The sequence below is a fragment of the Rhodococcus sp. ACS1 genome, assembly GCF_002300155.1.
GTDB classification, from domain to species: Bacteria; Actinomycetota; Actinomycetes; order Mycobacteriales; family Mycobacteriaceae; genus Rhodococcus_F; species Rhodococcus_F koreensis.
This window is the reverse complement of record NZ_NSDZ01000014.1, coordinates 41884-61596: the sequence shown is the minus strand read 5'-3', so window position 1 is coordinate 61596 and position 19713 is coordinate 41884. Positions and strand designations below refer to the sequence as shown.

General features: G+C 64.7%; 15 protein-coding genes and 3 pseudogenes. 3 read left to right on the top strand and 15 right to left on the bottom strand.

What is annotated here, in order from left to right; genetic code table 11:
• Positions 1-291: 291 nt before the first annotated feature.
• The 5 genes from CJ179_RS47920 to CJ179_RS47900 all read right to left on the bottom strand — a co-directional run bounded on the left by CJ179_RS47920 (position 292) and on the right by CJ179_RS47900 (position 6365).
• Complete coding sequence (locus tag CJ179_RS47920; RefSeq protein WP_095866167.1) at positions 292-1983, bottom strand: FAD-dependent oxidoreductase; 1692 nt, start codon at positions 1981-1983, stop codon at positions 292-294.
• Positions 1984-2159: 176 nt separating this feature from the next.
• Positions 2160-2966, bottom strand: coding sequence for a mycofactocin-coupled SDR family oxidoreductase (locus tag CJ179_RS47915; RefSeq protein WP_095866166.1), 807 nt, complete (start codon positions 2964-2966; stop codon positions 2160-2162).
• A 180-nt stretch (positions 2967-3146) separates the two neighbouring features.
• Positions 3147-3344: a ferredoxin gene (locus CJ179_RS54345; RefSeq protein WP_179377953.1), complete on the bottom strand. Its 198-nt coding sequence runs from the start codon at positions 3342-3344 to the stop codon at positions 3147-3149.
• Between the two features lies 1 nt (position 3345).
• Positions 3346-4545: a cytochrome P450 gene (locus tag CJ179_RS47905; RefSeq protein ID WP_179377952.1), complete on the bottom strand. Its 1200-nt coding sequence runs from the start codon at positions 4543-4545 to the stop codon at positions 3346-3348.
• A 317-nt stretch (positions 4546-4862) separates the two neighbouring features.
• A complete protein-coding gene (locus tag CJ179_RS47900; protein ID WP_095866164.1) occupies positions 4863-6365 on the bottom strand; it encodes an aldehyde dehydrogenase family protein in 1503 nt (500 codons plus the stop codon).
• Positions 6366-6812: 447 nt separating this feature from the next.
• Here CJ179_RS47900 and CJ179_RS47895 point away from each other — a divergent pair, with 447 nt between their 5' ends.
• Positions 6813-7559: a TetR/AcrR family transcriptional regulator gene (locus CJ179_RS47895; protein WP_179377951.1), complete on the top strand. Its 747-nt coding sequence runs from the start codon at positions 6813-6815 to the stop codon at positions 7557-7559.
• A 246-nt stretch (positions 7560-7805) separates the two neighbouring features.
• Here the strand turns inward: CJ179_RS47895 and CJ179_RS47890 are convergent, their stop codons facing one another.
• A complete protein-coding gene (locus tag CJ179_RS47890) occupies positions 7806-9494 on the bottom strand; it encodes an IS1634 family transposase (protein WP_095864304.1) in 1689 nt (562 codons plus the stop codon).
• 140 nt (positions 9495-9634) lie between these two features.
• Positions 9635-9879, bottom strand: a pseudogene (locus CJ179_RS47885) (IS1380 family transposase); the annotation flags it as partial.
• A gap of 279 nt (positions 9880-10158) precedes the next feature.
• Here CJ179_RS47885 and CJ179_RS53585 point away from each other — a divergent pair.
• A pseudogene (locus tag CJ179_RS53585) lies at positions 10159-10320 on the top strand (TetR family transcriptional regulator); the annotation flags it as partial.
• A gap of 199 nt (positions 10321-10519) precedes the next feature.
• Positions 10520-10795: a hypothetical protein gene (locus CJ179_RS53580; protein WP_257016315.1), complete on the top strand. Its 276-nt coding sequence runs from the start codon at positions 10520-10522 to the stop codon at positions 10793-10795.
• A gap of 7 nt (positions 10796-10802) precedes the next feature.
• Here CJ179_RS53580 and CJ179_RS47875 read toward each other — a convergent pair whose 3' ends face one another.
• The 8 genes and pseudogenes from CJ179_RS47875 to CJ179_RS47830 form a co-directional block, all read right to left on the bottom strand.
• Positions 10803-11135, bottom strand: coding sequence for a hypothetical protein (locus CJ179_RS47875; protein ID WP_095866162.1), 333 nt, complete (start codon positions 11133-11135; stop codon positions 10803-10805).
• Positions 11136-12769: 1634 nt separating this feature from the next.
• Positions 12770-12910 (bottom strand): annotated as a pseudogene (locus CJ179_RS47860) (IS5/IS1182 family transposase); the annotation flags it as partial.
• Between the two features lie 209 nt (positions 12911-13119).
• Positions 13120-14430 (bottom strand): MFS transporter, encoded by a 1311-nt coding sequence (locus CJ179_RS47855; RefSeq protein WP_061698445.1) that lies wholly within the window; start codon positions 14428-14430, stop codon positions 13120-13122.
• A gap of 268 nt (positions 14431-14698) precedes the next feature.
• Complete coding sequence (locus tag CJ179_RS47850; RefSeq protein ID WP_095866161.1) at positions 14699-15481, bottom strand: enoyl-CoA hydratase/isomerase family protein; 783 nt, start codon at positions 15479-15481, stop codon at positions 14699-14701.
• Positions 15482-15542: 61 nt separating this feature from the next.
• Positions 15543-16718 (bottom strand): thiolase family protein, encoded by a 1176-nt coding sequence (locus CJ179_RS47845; RefSeq protein ID WP_061698443.1) that lies wholly within the window; start codon positions 16716-16718, stop codon positions 15543-15545.
• Entirely contained in the window at positions 16715-18256 is a 1542-nt protein-coding gene (locus CJ179_RS47840) for a class I adenylate-forming enzyme family protein (RefSeq protein WP_061698442.1), read from the bottom strand. Before CJ179_RS47840 ends, CJ179_RS47845 begins: the two co-directional genes overlap by 4 nt.
• Positions 18253-18675 carry a Zn-ribbon domain-containing OB-fold protein gene (locus CJ179_RS47835; protein WP_063886824.1) on the bottom strand — a complete coding sequence of 141 codons (423 nt, stop codon included), beginning with the start codon at positions 18673-18675 and terminating at the stop codon, positions 18253-18255. The genes CJ179_RS47840 and CJ179_RS47835 overlap by 4 nt, the downstream gene beginning before the upstream one ends.
• Positions 18675-19541 carry a hypothetical protein gene (locus CJ179_RS47830; protein WP_197487852.1) on the bottom strand — a complete coding sequence of 289 codons (867 nt, stop codon included), beginning with the start codon at positions 19539-19541 and terminating at the stop codon, positions 18675-18677. Before CJ179_RS47830 ends, CJ179_RS47835 begins: the two co-directional genes overlap by 1 nt.
• Positions 19542-19713: the final 172 nt, after the last annotated feature.

Here is a 19713-nt window from a genome sequence, read left to right as displayed (position 1 = left end):
CACAAGGCGGAGATGCCTCCGTTCGTGGAGACCTACCGGAGGCGGCCTCGCTGCGGCAGCGCAGGTTACGTCATAGGGAGCTGTGGCGGCGGCCCTGGGGCGCTGCGCACTCTCGCCGACTTCGGGACGGGTGGGAAGTGAAAGAACACCGGTGCGCGTTACACCAAGGTTCGTCCGAGCCGCCCTCAGGTCGACTCGCCAAACAGCGACGCGCACATCCGTATCAGTGGTGCGTCGCTGTCTCAGCCTCGCGTAGTCGCCAGCACGGATTCGTCTCACGGTGCGGTAGTCCTATCGGGCACTCGCAGAGTCGATGGCGCGGGCCGCCTCCGCCATGGACTCGAGGCTGACGAACTTGACACGAGGCCGTCCGCGTTCCCCACCGGCCTGGCGCTCGGCGGTATCGATCCGGTTCCAGCCGGCAAAGTCAACCGCCTTGGGTTGGCGCTCGGCGATCAGGGTCTCGAGGTCCCCGCGTGCGGTGACGGGGCCGAGCCTTCCGTTGCCGAAGTCGTCGAGCAGCAGATCAACGGTGTCCCTCGCACATTTTTTGTTGGTACCGATCCCGCCGGAAGGCCCACGCTTGATCCAACCAGTCGTGTATACGCCGCCGACCACGTCGCCGCTTCCGGGGTCGATCACCCGGCCGTTCGCGTTCGGAATCACCCCGCGCTTCGGATCGAACGGCACGTCCGCTATTCCGGTTCCGCGGTATCCGATGGACCGCAGGACCAGGCCGGCTTCGATGAACTCGCCGTCCTCACCGGCAACTGCCCGAGCAACACCAGCATCGTCGAGTACCAACGAGTTTCGGACCACGTGCACGCCGGTAGCCCGGGCGTCGCCGACGATTTCCGTCGGTGACACCAGGTAACGGAACACGATCCTCTTGCGGTCGTCGGCCACCGCCCTCTGGCCTAGTTCCGCGGCGAGTTCGGCCTTCAGCCGGACCGCCGCCGAGGCGTCTCCTCCGTCGATCAGCGCCCGGGTGTGTTCATCGAGGGTGACCTCGCGCGGGTCGACAACGACATCGATGCCCGGCAGCTGGGTAAGTGCATGGAATTCCGAGTTGGTGTACGCGGCCTGCGCCGGACCACGCCGACCCAGGATCACCACCTCACAAATATTGCTGTTCCTCAGCGTCGACAAAGCGTGATCGGCGATATCGGTCCGATCCAAAGCGTCCGGATCGCTCACCAGGATGCGGGCGACGTCGAGAGCCACGTTACCGTTACCGACGATGACGGCACGTTCACCGGAGAGGTCGAACTCCGCGTCCGCGTAGTCGGGGTGCCCGTTGTACCAGGCCACGAATTCAGTGGCAGCATGGCTTCCCGGGAGATCCTCACCGTCGATTCGCAAGCGTTGATCACCCGATGCGCCCACGGCGTAAATCACCGCACTGTGATGTTCGAGCAGCTCGAGGTGAGACAGGTCGCGGCCGATCTCGATCCCGAGGTGCAGATGGAAGGACGGTTTGCTCATAGTGTCGCGGTACAAGGCGGTGATGGCCTTCGTCCCCTGGTGGTCGGGGGCGACCCCCGAGCGAATCAGGCCGTAGGGAGTCAGGAGCCGTTCATACATGTCGACCTCGGCGCCGCGATGCCGCAGCACCTCGGCCGCCGCGTAGCTGGCCGCCGGACCGGATCCGACGATCGCGACTCTCAGACCCGAGAAGTCGCCGCGCCGCGATTTCGGCTCCATGGGAAAGTCGTCCGGATCGATGGGGTTCTGCTCGAAGTAACTCGCGTTGATGGTCAGGTATCGCGAATCGGACTCGGCGAGGTCGGTGTCGAGTTTGATGGCGTCGACGGGGCACTCGTCGACGCAGGCGGCGCATTCGATGCAGGTGTCGGGGTCGATGTACAGCATTTCGGCGGACATGAACGCCGGCTCGTCGGGAGTTGGGTGGATGCAGTTCACCGGACAGACCGATACGCAGGATGCGTCGTTGCAGCATGCTTGGGTAATTAGGTAGGTCACAGGAGTTCCTATCAAGATGTTCTGAATGAAGACCGAACCCAGAGATGCCGTCAATACCGCGCATGCGCGTGTGGAGTGCGCATGCGCGGTACATCGGGGAGCGCACAGGGATACCACGCACTCGCACCCAAGGTGTCAATGCTGCAACAGTATTCGAATCCGGATGAGCGAACGGGTTATCGACCGAGGTTGCCGGCATCCACGCGAAGTTCTGTACCCGTGACATACCGGGTCTCGTCGGAAGCGAGGTACAGCACGGCATTGGAGATGTCGTCGACCTCGACCATGTCGACGAGCATTGCGTTCACGAAACAGGGCCCCTGATGGGGGTCGAGTTGCAACAGTCCGTCGAGTCCACCCACGCCAGCGAGGGCCGGGGTATCCACACCGGTGGGGTGGATGACGTTGACACGAATATTCTTCGGTGCCAGCTCGTTCGCAAAAGACTTCATAAGGCCCACGACACCGTGCTTTGCGGCGACGTAGGGCTGAAAGTACGGCTGTCCCTTGACGCCCGAAGTCGAACCGGTGATGATGATCGACCCCGAACCGTTCTCGAGCAGATGCGGGATGGCAGCCACACAGGTGTGCCAGGTGCCCGTGAGGTTGACATCGATCGTGTCGCGCCACACCTCGGGTGTCACCGCGTCCCAAGGCTGAGCGGAGAAGATGCCGGCGTTGGCGCACACGATGTCGAGCTTGCCGAGCTCGGCGACGGTCTCGGACACGACCTGCTTGAGGCCCTCGAGGTTGCGGGTATCGACGCGTCGAGTGATGACCTTACGTCCGGTCGCCTTGACCAATTTCGCGGTCTGCTCGAGGTCCTGTTCGGTGGCCATGCCGTAGTTCATGCTGGCGTAGTCGACGCAGGCATCGAGAGCAATGATGTCCGCGCCCTGTTCTGCCAGCCGGAGCGCGTGATTGCGCCCCTGCCCTCGCCCGGCTCCGGTGACCAGGGCTACCTTGTTTTCCACTCGTCCCATTGTCTTTCCCTTTCGTTCAATCCCGTCCGCCGTTCGGGCACCCACCGGGTGAACCCATCTGTCGAACGGGGGCTTATAAGATCCCGATTTGGATCAGAATCAGGTTTTCGATTGGTCATTTGTCGGCTTACAAGGGTGGGCCGACCCTAAAACTGAGCACTCGGTGAGTTGGTGGGGCCGTTACTCTTCGATCACAGAGATCGCCTGTTCCGGGCATCCGCTCGCTGCCATCCACGCGCTGCCTTCTTGTCCAGAGGGAACATGTGCAGTCCTGACCTTCGCGTGCTCGGATACCGGGTCGATCTCAATCAGTTCGGATGCTGCCACTATGCACATGGTGTGACCCAGGCAGCGCGAGTCGTCGATCGCGATACGCATATCAGTGGACCACCTCATCCGCTGCATTTGCGATTGCGTCGCTCATCCCAGCTGCAGCATTGACGGCAGACGCGGTGGGAGCGGCATCGGAGGGCTTGAACTCGCTGCCCACCTTCGATCCCGGAGTGAACTTCATCGGAAGGCTGATCCACCCCTGGTTCAAGCCGACGTCAGGGTAGATCTGGGCGTTCTCGTGGTCGATGGTGTAGTCGGGCAGACGTTCAAGCACCTGCCGGAGCACTACCGTGAACACCGCACGCGCAACGTGCAGGCCGATGCAGCGGTGGCCACCCAGACCAAAGGTGGTGTGCCGGTTAGGCCACCGATCCAGTTGGACCTCTTGTGGCTCGTCGAAGATCTGCGGGTCGTAGTTCGCCGCGGCGTACATCAGCAGCACACGATCGCCTTCGTCAACTTTCTGGTCTCCGACCTGCACGGGGCACTTCGCTGTCCGGGCCAGTCCCGTGACAGGGGGGAAGACGCGGAGAAACTCTTCGATAGCGGTCTTGGTCAGGTCCGGGTCCTCCGCCAATCTGGTGCGCTCGCCCGGATGCTGTGCCAGCCACTTGATCGCGGCCCCCATGACCGAGGTGGTGGTGTCGACGCCGCCGCCGACGATCAGCACGGCGTGCAGCAGTATCTCCTGCTCGGTGAGCAGCCGCCCACCAATCTCATTCTGGCACATCACACCCAGCAGATCCTTCGGCTCGCCTTCCGGCGGGTTCGCCCGACGCTCCGCGATGATGCCGGCCAGATCGGCGACCAAGTCGTTCATCAGTTCCTCGGACCGCTGCTTCTGCGGGGTGCCGGGGAAAGAAGACTGCTGCAAGTGGTTCGCCTCGGCCCATTCCTTCCATTTCCCGAGCGGCGTGCCGAGCATCATCATCGTGAGCACGGCGGGAATGGGGGACGCGATGTCGTCGATGAAGTCGCATTCACCTCGCTCGATCACCTCGTCGATGAATGCGTTGGTCAGATCTTCGATGACCGGCACCCAGTTCGCCGCCGCCTCAGGACCAAGCCAGGGGGTCAGGGCGCGCCGAATATGCGCGTGATCGGGGTCGTCCATCTCGAGGAATCCGAACGGCACGACGCTCACCGGCGGGACTCCGACGCCACGGTATCCGGGCTTGTCGGGCGTGCCGCCACGTTCGTGGTTCACGTCGAAGTCCGAGGAGAAGGTCTTGTCGTCGATTGCCACCCGCTTGAGCTCTTTGTATCCGGTGGTGAGCCAGAAGCCCTCGTGTGCGGTGGACCAAGCGATCGGGCACTTGGCTTGGAACTCACTGAGCGCCGGACCGACGCCGAGGTCCTCGACGCGCTCGGTCAGTTCCGGAGAGTGATGGTCGAAGTCGATAGTGCGCCGGTCGCCGTCTGCGATACCGTTCTGATCCGCCATTTGGTTTCCTTACATGAGTTTTCGTGGGTGCCCGCTACCGTGGCTCATGGTGTGTGAATCGACAGCAGCTTTACAGGGTGTGCGGCGCGCACCCGCTGGGTATTGTCAGGTGCCGCCGGTCATCCGAGGTACATCACCGCCGATTTGGTCTCGCTGTACTGTTCAAGCGCTCCCTCGCCGTGCTCACGCCCCCAGCCCGATTGCCCTATACCTCCGAAGGGCAGGCTCGGGTCTGCGACGTTGAAGGTGTTGACGTAGACCGAGCCAGCGCGAAGCTCCTGAATGCAGCGGTGAGCGCTGTGGAGGTTCGTGGTCCAGACACCGGCCGCGAGCCCGTACTCGGTGTCGTTCGCCATCGCGATGACTTCGGCGAGGGTGTCAAATCGCTGCGCAACAACGACGGGACCGAAGATCTCCTCTCGCACCACCTTCATGGTCGGTCGCACATTGGTCAGGATCGTCGGCTCGATGAAGTAACCGTCGTCGGGTCGGGCCGATCCGCCGGCTGCCGCTTCCGCACCGTCCTCGAAGCCGGATTCGAGGTAGCTGACCACCCTGTCGCGGTGGCGCTCCGAGATCACCGGGCCCATGGTCACGTCGGGGTCGAGACTGTGCCCGACGTTGATGGCGCGAGCCTGTTCCGCTACTCCGGAAACGACCTCGTCGAAGATCGACGAATGCACGAACAGCCGCGTTCCTGCGGTGCAGATCTGGCCCGAGTTCGCGAACACCGCGGTAGCAGCACCCGGTATCGCCAGTTCCAGGTCCGCATCAGGCATCACGATGTTGGCCGATTTGCCGCCCAGCTCGAGAGAGACTCGCTTGAGGTTTCCGGTCGCAGCCTTGACGATCTCCTTCCCGATCTCGGTGGACCCGGTGAACGAAACCTTGTCGATTCCTCCGTGGGCCGCGATTGCCGCGCCCGCGGTGTGCCCGAAGCCGGTCACCACATTCACGACGCCGTCCGGGAGACCGGCCTGCTCGAGCAATGACGCGAAGAAGAGCGCCGTGAGGGGCGTTTCCTCCGCCGGCTTGAGAACCACGGTGTTGCCGCAAGCCAAAGCGGGCGCAAGTTTCCACGCGGTGATGATCAGGGGGGTATTCCATGGCACGATCGCGCCCACCACACCGACAGGCTGTCGCAGGCTCATCCCCTGCCACCGTCCCGGCAGCGAGGGCGTCACCGTCGTACCCTCCATGCGAGTGGCGAGCCCCGCCATGTGATGGAACCACTTCGCCGCGAAGGGGATATCGCCGGTGAGGCTAACCTGCAGTGGCTTTCCGACATCCAAGGACTCGAGGATGGCGAATGTATCGAGGTTCTCTTCGATGAGGTCGCCCAGCCGCCAGATCAACCGGGACCGTTCGATCGTCGTCATGTCCCGCCACGGCCCACTCTCGAAGGCTCGACGGGAAGCCAGCACCGCACGGTCCACATCAGCAGCATCACCCTCGGCGACCTGCAGCAACTCGCGGCCCGTACCGGGATCAACGACTCCGAAAGTCTTACCTGACTGGGCGTCGACGAATCTTCCGTCGATGTAGAGCTGACGCGGGACTCGGTCGAGTGCGGACTGGGCGGACTCGGCGGACTGCGATCGTTGTGCAGAAGCAACAGTCATTAGTCGGAGTTCCTCTCTGTCTGTGGGTTTGAGGAGGCGGTGAGCGCCGACCGGCGTTGTTGTGTCACAGGGACGGACTCGGCGAGCTTTTTTCGAATGTAGATTCAATTAGAATATAGCGGATGTGACGCGAAGCACAAGCCCTATTTGGCACTGATTGCAGGAACTCCTCCGGACGGGAACCCGTCACACAGCTCTTCGTAGCCCCGGCACCAGTCCGGGATCTCCGCCGGCTCAAGCGCCGTCAACAGCCCCTGCCAGATTCCCCTGACTTGCTCGACCTCGACACTTCCCATTGAGCTCACTCACGTCCGCGTCGTTGCGGGAGCAGTCCCGCGTTGCTGTGAATCCTTACAGCTGTAAAGTCATGTGTCAATGATCACGTAAAGACACGTTATGCAGGCGCATCGGAGCAACCGCGGAAGACGTCCAACCTGTTCAACGTCGGTGGACGGCACTCATGCGCAGGCCGGTTGCCGTTTCGTGTTCTACTTCGTGGAGACGCATGTCATGTCGCAATTGGATAGGGTGTATAAGGTGATTAACCAGGCCAACAGCGGAACTTTGCCCCAGCGTCTCGGGCAGCGACGGTTGGCCGCACCCTCGCGCCAGGCCATCATCGACGCCGTGCGCGAGTTGCTAACGATCCGTCGACTCGATGACCTGACCGTCCAGGAAATCGTCGACCGCGCTCAGATGTCCCGCCCCACGTTCTACTCACACTTTGATACGAAGTACTCGGTCGTCGCCGCCCTGATCGCCGACATGGGCCGGACGATCTACGAGCGCTGGAACCCCTTCTTCGAAGGGGAGGGCCCCATCGAGAAGGACACTCTGCGCCACGTGAGCCTGGAGACACTCCGAGGTTGGCGCGAACACGCGACCCTGTTCTCGGCGACGATCGAAGGATGGCACAGCAACCAAGAGATCCACGACACCTGGAATGAGATCAACGAAAGCTTTCGGCTCGCGCTGACAGCACGGTTAGCCAAGGCGCGTCCCCTGGAACCCGGCGACGACATGCTCACGGCCGCGCTGATCTCCTTATGCGAGCGCTGCGTCTACCTTGCCATCGCCGCTCCCGACAGTCCGCTGGCGCGCTCAGACGAAGATCTGGCCGATGTGATGGCCATGATGCTGACGAATTGCCTCCGCCTTCCCGACGGGGATGCAAGGCCCACGCCGTCGACCTGAAATCTGTGAGTGGTACACGCACGCAAGGTTTCTCGTAAGGCCGAACGGGTCACACCAGAGCCTGACGCAGCAGGTCAGCGCGCCCCTGCCAGTGAAGTTTCTGTCGAGTTAATCAGCTTCTTGGTCTGCAGACCTGGTCTGTCCCCTAGCCGGAGTTTCCCCGCTGTCTCGCGCCTGGGTGGCGTTTGTGCTGGCCAGTAGGGATTTTGGGGTGGTGTGGCTGTATTACCTAACTGTCGTCTCGGATCATCGGGTGGGGGCGTAGCGGTCGAGTGCGAACACCTCGTAGAGGCGGTGTTGGGTGTCGTTCATGTCGGTGAGCATGCGGCTGGCGCGGGGTCGTCCCTTGCCGCCGTCGTGGTAGAGCAGCACGGTTTCTTCGATGCCGGCGAGTTCGGTGAGCAGGGCGCGCACGGACAGGTGCAGGCCGGCGTGTTCGGCCTGGCGGCGCATCAGGTGTGCCACGGCGAGGGCGAGGACGCAGTAGAAGACGTGGACGCGGATCTTGGAGTCGGTCCAGTGGTGCATCGGGGAGAACGAGACGACGGCGGGATCTTTGAGTTGCCGGAAGCCGGATTCGACTTCGGATTGGGACCGGTAGGCGGCGACGACCTCGGCGGCGGTCCAGTGCTCACGGTTGGTGAACAGGATGCGTTTGCCGAAGATCCGGTGTTCGAGTCGTTTCCGGGACTTGGTGTCGGTGCGCCAGGACAGCCGCAGGCTGCCGGGAGTGTCCCCAGTCAGGGTGGTGGTGAGTACCTCGCGCACCCAGCGGGGCCGGCAGATCCGGTCGATCGCGTCCTGCACGGCGGCCTTCTCGCGGCGCGTGCGTCCGCGCGCGAGGGTGGCCTGCAGTTCGGCGAGTTGTCGGCGGACCTTGGCCAGGGTCTGGTCGAATCCGCGGGATTGTTTGGCGTGCAGGTTCGGCGAATGGGTCACCACGGCCCGCCGGGTGACACCGAGGGCGCGGACTTCGGTGTCGACACAGGTCAGGCCGGGATAGCGGTCCTCGTCGACGCTGATGTAGCGGGATTTGCCCAGGGCCAGCAGCTCGGGATGATCACTCGGGGGCAGCGAGCCCACGAAGCCGATGCCCGAGTCCTCGACGCGGGCGTGGTTGGCGGTCGAGTTCTGGCCGGCGTCGTAGACCACGGTCAGCGAGTCGACCGTGTTGGTCAGGTCCCGGTAGCGGGTCACCAGTGCGTCGAGGACGTCGGAGAACTGGGTGACGTCGGGTCGATCGCCCGGGTACGGGTGCGAGACGATCGGGACTCCGCCGTCGCGGGTGATCACCAACGCCAGCCCGACCAGCCGCAGGTCCACGCGTTTCTGTTTGGCCCTGCCGCGTTGTGCGATCGGCGCCGCCTCGTTGGCCGAGTCGATGAACGTGGCGAAGTTGGTCATGTCCAGGGCCAGCCCGGACAGGTCCAGCCCGAACTCGGTGACCATGCGGCGGCCGAGTTCGGTCTCGACCCGGCGGAGTTCGTCCTCGCCGAGGCGGTCCATCGCCTTCCAGAAGCGGCGGTGATCGAGCGCGGCGGCGGGCGCCTTGACCCACCGGGAGCCCGCGGTGCCCGCCCACCACTGCGCGAACGCCGCCTTCGATCGCGGTGCCACCACCCGGTTGACGGTGGCCAACGCCAGGTAGGTGCCCACCGACACCGCCGCATCCGAGCGGCGCGGCGCGACCGCGTCGATCACCTCGGCCACTCCGAGCCGGTCGAGGATCGACCATGCCGCCGCCACATCCCCGAACCCCTTGTGCTGGGTGCGGACCGGCTGCCCCTGCTCGGCGCCGGTCAGCTTCGCCATCACCTCGTCCGCGCTGCCCAAATACTGCTGCGAGACGATCCGCGGCTTGCCGTCCACACGGGCCGATTCGACCAGGTAGTAGTACGTCTTCCCGCCCTGCCGCTTCCCCACGATCGAAGCCATATCTAGGTAATACAGCCGATGGCACCGAAAGGCAAGCACCACAGTCGAAGACACGCCGACCAATCAGATAGCGGGGAAACTCAAGCTAGAGGTTGCATCAGGTGCGACCAGCGGCGTGGGGTCGAAGGTGGATTTGTTCGCTTGTTGGCGTGACCGTGGACTTCGATGATGAAATCGTCGATATCGACCAGCACCCGTCCAGTGTCGATGCCCCCACCACCGGGACGCGAGCGGCGAGTCCGCGCAGGAAGCGGGACGCGACGGCGTCGAGCCGGCGGACGTGCCCGAAGGTGATTCTCGGAAGAGATCCGATCGTCGACGGTGCATAGGGGCGGTCGAAGACGGTCCCCATCGCCCCGTGCCGCAGAATCGCCGGGTCGCCGAGGCATCGACTTGCAAAAGCCTCGCGAAAAGACGCCACAGAACAGCCCTCATCCACCGCACTCGACCACCGCTCGACGCTCAGCCAGACCGGCTGACGACACATCACCGGTAAGCAGACCCGGCACCGAAGTGGCCCGAGATCCGCCGGGGCAGCTTTCGGGAGTCGATCAAGGGGGGAACGTCTAATGGTGATTCATCTTGCCGTCGGTAGGGTGCGAACTCTCGAACTATTTATTATAATTTTGATTTACAAACGAGGGCATTGGGGGAGGGGTACGTAATGGCTGACCAGCCCAGCGGTATCGGCGTTCGGCGCCGCAACGCGCGCGAGGAGTCGTCGGAGGTTTACGACGTGCGTCGCGAGCAATTGCTGCGTGCTGCCGCGAATGTGTTTCGGGAGAAGGGGTTTCACGCCACGAGTGTGTCCGATATAGCCGCCGAGTTCGGCAGTGACCGGGCGACTCTGTACTACTACGTGGGCAGCAAGAGAGAGCTGTTCGAGATGGTGGTCGAGCAGGCGGTCCTCGGGAATGTGCAGATGGCCGAGCAGATTCGTGACAGTGCGGGGGAGCCGGCGGCGAAGTTGCGGGCGATCTTGATCGGGTTGATGCGCTCGTATGAGGTGAACTATCCGCAGTTTCGTGTTCTTGCAAGAAGACACGGATCGGTTGGCCAGCAAGGACGAGGCGTGGCGGGACCGGACGCAGGAGTGGAGTCGGCGGCATTTCCAGGCGGTGCGGGATGTGATCGGGGCCGGGATGGAGTCCGGTGTGTTCGCCTCGCAGTTGCCGGTGGCGGTGATCGCTCAGGGGGTGATGGGCATGGTGAGTTGGTCGCATCGCTGGTACCAGCCCGATAGTGGTGTTCCGGCCGAGCAGATCGGCGCCAGCTTCGCCGACATGTGCTCGACGGGTTGACCACCCCCTAAATCTCTGCCATCGACGGCAGAGCTGAGATCACCATTCCTACCACTGCCTGACCCCGCCCAAGGGAGCCGTTGATCCGCAGAAGTAGCCGGTCGGCGAGGGCGAGACCGGAACCTCCGGTGCCCCCGACGTGCATCACCGAGTTCAGCGATACCTCACATCCGTCGAAGACCAGCTCGACCGGGCTCGATGCGTCGGCCGAGGCCAGCGCGATGCTCTGTCCGCGAACGCCCCGGCCGTCCACCGCATCCATCAGGAAGGTGACTGTCCTCTGTGCCCCGGTATCGTAGGCAGTGACGCCGATGACGTCGACGAGTCCCCATCCGGACACGAACGGCGCTTGCTGCGGCCGACCGCAGCACCTCGTCGACGAGAGTGTGCGCTTGCTGCGCCCAGTCAGTCATGGGGAACACCGTATCGGTCGCGCGGAGCTTCCCCGCCAGAAGAACTCGCACCTCCGGGAGGTGCCAAGCATCTGCGCGGGCAGAGCCCACGTCGTTAGGTCCTCGAAGGCTCGGTTCGGGCCCCTGCCCCGTCGGCGGGAACGCGCGACCGCGATCCCCAGGCCGGACCACTGTCTGCGGGTTCCGCTTCCGTGGGTGTCCGGTCTGCACGCCCGCCGACAGGTGCGACCTCGAAGTCACGTCGACGCTGCTCGCTCTTGGGGTTCCTCCATCCGTCTCCATCCGGCCCCTGCCACAGACAGCTGGTCGCCGTTGCCCCACAAACGCGAGAACGGCGCCCGGGGGCGAAATCCAGTCCGTTGATCCACCCGGGGAGGACTGTGACACTTGGATACACTTGTGCCACAAGCTCATTGCCACTACTGAAGCCGACCACGACAGACTTCAGGAATCTCCCGGGTCGGAGCGCGGCGACAAGACTACCAGCGCACCGAAAGCCCTGAGTCACGGGACGTGTCAATTCTGCTGGTCAAAGGACAATCCAAAGGGGCGGATACGACACCACCACCACCATCGTCAGCGCTGACGTTAATCCGGTGCCGGCGGTGCGAGTTCTCACACGACCGGCAAGCACGGTCGCGGCCGGCCGGCAACGCAATCGCGGCCTACCGGTCCGGTTAGACTGCCCGGCATGGCGCTTGGACTAACCAGGCGCACGCGCGCCCACCCCCTCGATCCCCTCGAACCTCGCTTACGCTGCGCACGAGTTCCGGGAAGCGCTGATTCCCCTGCACGGCATCACCCCCGACCGCCGCGATGCCGCAGCCACCGCAGCAAGGGGCAGAGCACACGTAGCCGAGGAACGATTCTTTGCAGTTGTCGCTGGGCTCCCCCGCCGCGAACGCACACTCGCCGGCCACCGGGGGAGAACGCCGCGGTCATGCGCTACCGGTATGGGCTCGAGGTCTTCGCGCGCGCCGAAGACCTCGGCGCCGACATGCTCGCCCACCTCGCCACCCACCGGCGGCCGTCGTTGCCCGCGCTCACCGAACTGTGCGACGCCTGCACCGATGCCCGCGCCCTCGATTATCACCAATGGCCCGAGATGTTCGGGGCCATACCGCGCAGGGATACCCGGCGGCATCGCACCGCCCCCGGCGACTCGGCGGGCGCCGACCACGATCGGGCCACCGGGAGGCCCTGCATTGTCGATCAAGCTGAACTGCGGTGGCGGATCCGCCGTGACCTGACAGCCTGGTCGCCCGTGAACGTCCTCGCAGAGGAGAAATCAGCCGGGACGGACGCCGAACGCCATCTCGTCCGGTGGCTGAAATTGGCGTGCGAGACCCTCGACAGTCTCGAGATATTGCCGCGCAATGGCGCGAGCGCCGCCCGATCCAGGGCTGCTCCCGACATCGCGCAGCCGTGGCCGGGTGTCACCGACGGTCGACCGCGGGCTCCGGTGTGCGGTCCGCGGCCTCGGGGTGCGAAACACACAGTCCGGCACCACCCACCCCGCCCGCGTCGGGGGTGTGCTGATCTGTGTCGGGTTAGGGCGGCTCGCGGTGAACACCGCTCGATCACCCACCGGTGCACTGCCCCCGCCCTGCGGGGGCGCACCGATTCGCGGGATCACTGTCTCGGCGATTGCGATCTCCCACAAGGCATCCGACACCAACCGCAGAGACAACTCATCTACCACACGTCACATTATGTCCCGCGCGCCACTTCATCCACCTGAGACGCGCTGAAAAAGGAAGGCTTTCGGACACGGTCTACAGGCACGTTCACACGTGGGGACGGCTCCCCATGTCCTGAAAAACTCACTCTGGTAAGGGTCGTGCTCGTGCAGCTGCCCGATCAGTGCTGTGCGGCGGGGACTGCCCGGACCAGTTGCCGGGCGGCCTCGGTCTATGTCAGGACGCGGTCCCGGGTTTCCGGCATCCGCGCGTACACGATTACGCCCACCAGTGCCGCCGCGGCGACATAGAGCCATACCCAGTCCTGCAGACCGTTGGTGGCCAACCATGTGGTGGTGTAGGGGGCTGTTCCGCCGAACACGGCCACCGCGATGGCGTAGGGAAAACCGATTCCGGTGGTGCGCACTTCGGCGGGGAACTGTTCGGCCATGACCGTCGCGATAAGTCCGGCGTAGCCGGCCAACAGCGTGACGCCCACGATCTCCACGGCGAACAGTGTCCAGAAGCCGCCGGTCTCGAGCAGACGGAACGCCGGATATGCAAATACCAGGAAGCCGACTGCGAAGGTCAACATCACCGGTTTGCGCCCGATGCGGTCGGCGATGATGCCGACGAAGGGAAGTAGGCACAGGAAGTAGGCCAACGCGATCGTGTTCGCCACCAGTGCGGTCTGCAGTGTCATTGTGCCGATCACCGCGCTGACGTAGCCCGGCATGTAGTTGATCCAGATGTAGTAGATCAGCACGCCGGCGGCCGCCATCCCGATCACGCGGAGCGCGGCACCCGGGTGCTTGCGGAACACTTCGGTCAGGGGATTTCGCGGAATGCGGCCCTCTTCTTGCGCGGTGCGGAAGCTGTCGGTCTCATCGAGTCCGATACGCAGCCACAGACCTACCATGCCGAGGAGTCCGCCCGCGATGAAGGCTGCCCGCCAACCCCAGGACGACATGACGTCCGGTTCCAGCGCGGACGTCAACACCAGGGCTAGCACGGCAGCGATCAGCACACCGAGTCCTGCCGAAACCTGCTGCCACGACCCCGCGAAGGCGCGGCGCATCCCGGTGGCGGATTCGACGAGTAGTGCGGAGGACGATCCGAATTCACCTCCGGCAGAGAATCCCTGGACCAGGCGTGCCAGCAGAAGCACGATCGGTGCGGCCACGCCGATCTGCTCGTAGGTCGGGCACAGCGCGATCACGAAGGCGCAGCCGGCCATCATCACGATGGTCAGCGTCAGGCCCTTCTTGCGACCGTAGCGATCGGTGAAGACGCCGATGACAGCACCACCGACCGGGCGCATGACGAAACCGACCGCGAAGACGGCAAGCGTCGCGAGCAGGCCCGCCCCAGGTGCGGCAGGCGGGAAGAACTGGGTGGCAAACACCGGCGCGAGCGCACTGTAGAGCGCCCAGTCGATCCATTCGACGGTGTTACCGACCGATCCGGCGATCAGTGCCTTGCGTTTCTTGCGGGACTCGGTTCGAGCCGCACTCGAGTGAGTACGACTGCCTTGGACGGACAATGTCCAACCTCCTGTTGGGTTCCGCGCTCAGGGGTCTTCGGTGTTTCCGACGGACCGACTGTGATCCACGTAACTACATCTAATATAATTATATTTACTTGTGATGGCCGGGTTGTCAACCCTTGCAGCCGGAACCTTCGGGTCAGCTGCGATACCGCCGGACACATACGGGAACCGGCAGAGCATCGCGCTCTGCCCGCCCGCGTGTCCCGACGCCTCCGCATCCGAACACCGCCGCGGCTCCTCGAACACTTTCGGCGCGAAGTCGTCAGCTTCCGACGAAGTACGCCGGCCGCTTCTCGGCCAGGGCGCGCCGGGCTTCGCGGGAATCCTCGGTCGATATGACGACGGCATGGTGTGAGGAGATGAGGTCGAGAGCCGTTCTCAGGTCGTGCTTCTCGCCCAGCTTCGCGCTGCGCTTGATCATCTGCACCGCCACCGGAGGCTGATGGGCTATCTCGGTGGCAAACGCGAGTACAGCCTCATCCAACTGGTCGTCTGGGTGGACGGAGCTGACCAGTCCGAGGGACAACGCTTCCTGTGCGGCGACGACCTTCCCGGTCCACATCAGCTGCAGGGCCGTGGCGGTGCCGACGATCCGGGGTAGTAGGTAGCATCCCCCGTCGCCGGGAACGAGACCCACCCGGATGTATGCCTGGGAGAACCTCGCCGACTCGGAGGCCAGCCGGATATCGGCGAGCAGGGCCATGTCCATCCCGGCACCGAACGCGTCCCCGGAGACCGCGGCCAGGTAGGGCTTGCTGAGCGCCTCCGCCGCGTGGGCAACCTTGTGCACGTGCTTGGTCAGGAGGTTCTTTGCGCCGAGGGGTGTCGGTTCGATGCTGTCGAGCACCGCGAGATCGACACCGGAGCAGAACGATCCGCCCGCCCCGGTCAGGACGACGACGCGGATATTCGGGTCGTCTTCGGCTTCGGTCAGCGCGTTCGCCCAGGTGTCGATCATCTCCAAGGTGAAGGCGTTCTTCCGCCGTGGACGGTTGAGCCGGATGGTGGCGACGTGATCTGCCACCTCGTATTCGATATCTGCCATGATGATTCCTTCGGTCTGGCGTGGCTGGCGACCTCGACGGGGCGGTCCGCGCGGTCTTCGGTCAGTCCGCGGCACCGAGGACGAGGACGTTGTAGTACTGGGCGCCGGATCCGGCTCCGGCGACCAACCCGGTTCGTGCGCCGGGTACCTGCCTGTTGCAGCCGTCTCCGCGGATTTGCCGGACGGCCTCGATGATCTTCAATGTCGGTGCGCCCCAGCCGATGTGACTGAAGGACAGAACGCCGCCGTCGGTGCAGGTGGGCAGTCCCCCGTCGATGCCGATTCCGGTGTCGAGGGCGAACGGTCCGCCCTCGCCCTGTTTGCAGAAGCCGAGGGCTTCGTACTGCCGGAGCACCTCGGCGGAGTTGACGTCGTACAACTGGACGAAGTCGAGGTCGTGGGGTTCGATGCCGGCGGTGGTGTAGGCGCGGCGGGAGGCGTCGGCGCCGATCATCCACACGTCGTCGTAGCGGGGTGGGTCTACATATTGTTGGCGCATCCATTCGGCGCCGCCGCCGAGGATCCGCACCGGCGTCGACGGCAAATCCCGGGCCCGCTCGAGCGTGGTCACGACCAGGGCGGCCGCGCCTTCGTTGGCCAGGCATACCTCCAGCCGGGTGAACGGATCCACCAGCTTCGGGGCGGCGAGGACGTCCTCGGCGGTGTACGGGCCGCGACCGGCCATCACGGCATCGGGATTGGCCGATCCGGTGTTGCGGATGGTTGCGGCGACTTCGGCCATCGCCTCCCGGGCATGCGGATACTCGTGCAGGTAGCGCTGCGCCACAAGCGCGAACTGTGCGGTGGTGAACGAGCCGAAGGGCTCGACGAACTCGTTCGCCGGACGCGTGTAGGAGGCGACACGGCCGGCTTCGGCGGTCATCACCCCCGCCTGTCCGCCGGTGATCAGCACGGTGTGGCATTGGCCCGTCGCAATCGCCGCGGCGGCGTCGAGGACTGCAGGCACGCCCTGCGGGTAGGTGTCACCGATCCAGCGCACCGGGATTCCCAGCAGTCCCGCCCAGTCCGCCGATCCGGGTTGGAAGACTGTGCCGCCGGGTCCTGGCCAGCGGGCACAGATGCCGTCGACCTCGGTGCGGTCTATCCCGGCGTCCGCGAGGGCCGCCTTGGCGGCGTGCACACTGGCGGTCAGCGAGTTCATCTCGAGTCGCCGAGCCTGCTGGGTCATTCCCACGCCGACGACCGCGATGTCGTGGAACGGATGGCCGGTGGTCATGCAACACCGGCCGGGGAAGCCAACTTCTCTCGCACTTGGGCTTTCGTGATCTTGCCGACCGCATTGCGCGGCAGATCCTGCCACACTTCGATCCGTTCGGGAACTTTGATGCTCGGGAGCCCCTGCTGTCGGCACCACTGCATGAGTTCGTCCGCCGACGGTGCCTGCGCCCCACTCGCGACGACGACCGCGGCGATCGCCTCACCCCATTCGGGATCGTCGAGGCCGACGACGGCGGCCTCACGCACCTGTTCGTGCAGGGTCAGCACGTTCTCGATCTCGGTGGGCGCGATATTGAATCCACCACGGATGATGAGGTCCTTCTTCCTGCCCACGATCTTCAGATAACCGTCGGATGTCCACTGCCCGATGTCACCGGAATGCATCCATCCGTCGACGAGCACCTCCGAGGTCCGCTCGGGTTCGCGGTAGTAGCCGACCATGGTGTACGGCGTGCCGAACACGATCTCGCCGCGCTCGCCCGGGGGGACGTCGGCACCGGTCTCGTCGACCAGGCGCACCATCACCGCCATCGACTCTTTTCCGCAGGTGGTGAACAATTCCGGGCGACCGGCCGCGGCAGCGGCGTGGTCGCTCTTGCGGAGCATGGTGCCGATCGAGGCGACTTCCGCCATGCCGTACAACTGCACGAAAATCGGGCCGAACCGCTCGACGAGGGCCGCGACGCGGTCCGGCGCGATGGGGGCGGATCCGTACCCGATCGTCCGTAGGGTCGGGATCGCGTCACGGTCGATCTCGGATTCGAGCAGTCGAATCAGCATGGTCGGCACCAGGAAGGTGTGGGTGACCGCGTTCGCTCGCACGTCGTCGACGAACCGCGCGGGCTTGAAGCCCCGCGAGTCCGCGAATCCGATCGCACCGCCGAGGAGGGCGAGCGGAGCGAGGGTGATCTGCATGCTGGAGTTGTGGGGAATGGCGATCATCCACCGCGTCTGCGCGGACAGCTCGTATTCGGTTACCGCCACTGCGGCATGCTGCAGGGTGGCGCCGACGCTGAAGAGGATGCCCTTCGGTCGACCGGTCGTGCCGCTCGAGTAGACGATGCAGAAGTCGTCGCCGGGGCCCACCTGCCGCTCGATGAGTGGTGCGGCGGCGGACGAGGCGCTCAGCTGCTCGTCGTACTGGCTCGGATCGTCGATATCGAGCACGACGACGGAGGTGCCGTCGGTGAGCCGCCGCGCCATCGGGGCCAACTCCGCGTCGGCGAGAATGACTTTCGGGGTGCAGTTGGTGAAGATGTCGGCGTACTCCGGCTCACCCAGCCGAAAATTCAGACCGACGTAGACGGCGCCCGCCTTGGCGCAGCCACCGACGAGTTCGACCACCTCCATGCGGTTGGCGACCAGCACCGCGACGCGGTCACCGCGGGCCACCCCGTACCGGTCGATGAGCAGATTCGCCAGGCGGCAGGCCCGATCGTTGACCTGCGCCCAGGTGCGTGCTCGGGTGCCTGCGAAACATGCGAGGGCCTGTGGGTCCCGGCGGGCGTTTCTACTGAAGGCGAGTCCGATATTCATCGCAGGTCCTCTGTGTCGGTGGTGTGGAAGGCGGGGAAGGTCCAGTTCTCGTCGATCTCGGTCCAGGTCACCTCGACGCGTGCACCGATCGGCGTCGGTTCGTTCCGCGTGGTGACGATGTTCGTGAGCAACTGCCAGCCCTCGTCCATGTCGACAATCGCGAGCTCGTAGGGTGCTGGGAGGGCCGGGGACGGCGGGCGGTGAACGATGGTGCTGCTGTAGACGCTTCCGCGGCCGGTGCTGGTCTGGTAGCTCCACTTTTCGCCGAGGCAGTGGGGGCAGATCAACTGGGGTGTGAAGAAGCTGCGGGAGCAGTCGTCGCAGACGGGACGGATCAGGCGATGCTCGCGGGCTGCTGCCCAGAACGGCGCCGTCAATTCGCTCGGGGTGGGCAGTGGCCGCTCGAGTTGCATGTCCATCAGCTGCCGCCGACGAGCAGGAGGTGCGCGGCTTCCGCGACGGGCATGCCGATGGTGACGCCGCGGTCGCGGGCGTGGCCGTTGCAGGCGCTGATCAGCCCTTCGTGGTAGCCGCGGAAGGCGTCGCCGATCGGCGCCGTGCGCCCGTCGATGCAGGCGCCGGCCAGTCCGGCGTCCTCGGCGGTGCGCAGTCCGACGATGCCGGAGTCGTTCTTCGACATGCCTCCGTCGTGGCAGATGAAGGCCCATGGGTCGGCCTCGAGCAAGAACTTGGCGCCACTGCGGCCTGTGTGGCCCGCGGTCACCATGACGCTGCGGCCGGCGTCCTCCGGCAGCGCCCACACGATGGAGTCGGTGACGACGATCCGGCGGCCGTCCGCGAGCTCCTCGACGATCTCGCGCCGGATCTTGTTCCCGACGGTGGTGTCGGTCAGCTCTTTGTCGCGCAGGAGCTCGGCCGCTTCGCGAACGGGCATCCCGACTGCCACGCCCAGGCTTTCGGCGTGGTAGTTCACATGGGAGATCAGGCCGTTGTCGTAGAGGTCGCGTCCGTTGCCCATTTCCACGGTCATGCCGTCCGCGGTGGCGGCGGGGATGCCCAGTGCCTCCAGGTACCAGAGTCCGGCGATCCCGGCCCCGTCCTTGCCGACGCAGGCGTCGTGCCCGATGACGCCGCGGGGGCGGTGGATGGCACACATGCGTGCGGGAAGGACGCCGATGTACGACGCCGGCAGGACGACGTCACGGTCGGTGTTCCGCCCGTCGACCCAGCGGGCGGAGTCCATGATGATGATCCGTCGTCCGTCGCGTTCGGCGACAACTTCCTGGGGATGGTCCTTCTCCCGCTCGAGCAGGGTCTCGCCCACGTCACTTCTCCTCGCCAGTTCGGCACACGTCATGCACCTGAAACAGTATGTGGTGTTATCATAGACATATTTAATCGTGGTTGAGAAGAGCTTCTCGGAAACCGATTCCCCTCGCACGCTTGTAGGTCGCGCGGCCGGCCCGAACTGCCTCGTAACCAAACAGGGTCTCGAC

What these genes read in the sequence shown, in the direction of transcription:
- CJ179_RS47915 (WP_095866166.1), bottom strand. Translation starts at nt 2,966, where the DNA reads ATGGGACGAGTGGAAAACAAGGTAGCCCTGGTCACCGGAGCCGGGCGA.
- CJ179_RS54345 (WP_179377953.1), bottom strand. Translation starts at nt 3,344, where the DNA reads ATGCGTATCGCGATCGACGACTCGCGCTGCCTGGGTCACACCATGTGC.
- CJ179_RS47900 (WP_095866164.1), bottom strand. Translation starts at nt 6,365, where the DNA reads ATGACTGTTGCTTCTGCACAACGATCGCAGTCCGCCGAGTCCGCCCAG.
- CJ179_RS47890 (WP_095864304.1), bottom strand. Translation starts at nt 9,494, where the DNA reads ATGGCTTCGATCGTGGGGAAGCGGCAGGGCGGGAAGACGTACTACTAC.
- CJ179_RS47850 (WP_095866161.1), bottom strand. Translation starts at nt 15,481, where the DNA reads ATGGCAGATATCGAATACGAGGTGGCAGATCACGTCGCCACCATCCGG.
- CJ179_RS47845 (WP_061698443.1), bottom strand. Translation starts at nt 16,718, where the DNA reads ATGACCACCGGCCATCCGTTCCACGACATCGCGGTCGTCGGCGTGGGA.
- CJ179_RS47840 (WP_061698442.1), bottom strand. Translation starts at nt 18,256, where the DNA reads ATGAATATCGGACTCGCCTTCAGTAGAAACGCCCGCCGGGACCCACAG.
- CJ179_RS47835 (WP_063886824.1), bottom strand. Translation starts at nt 18,675, where the DNA reads ATGGACATGCAACTCGAGCGGCCACTGCCCACCCCGAGCGAATTGACG.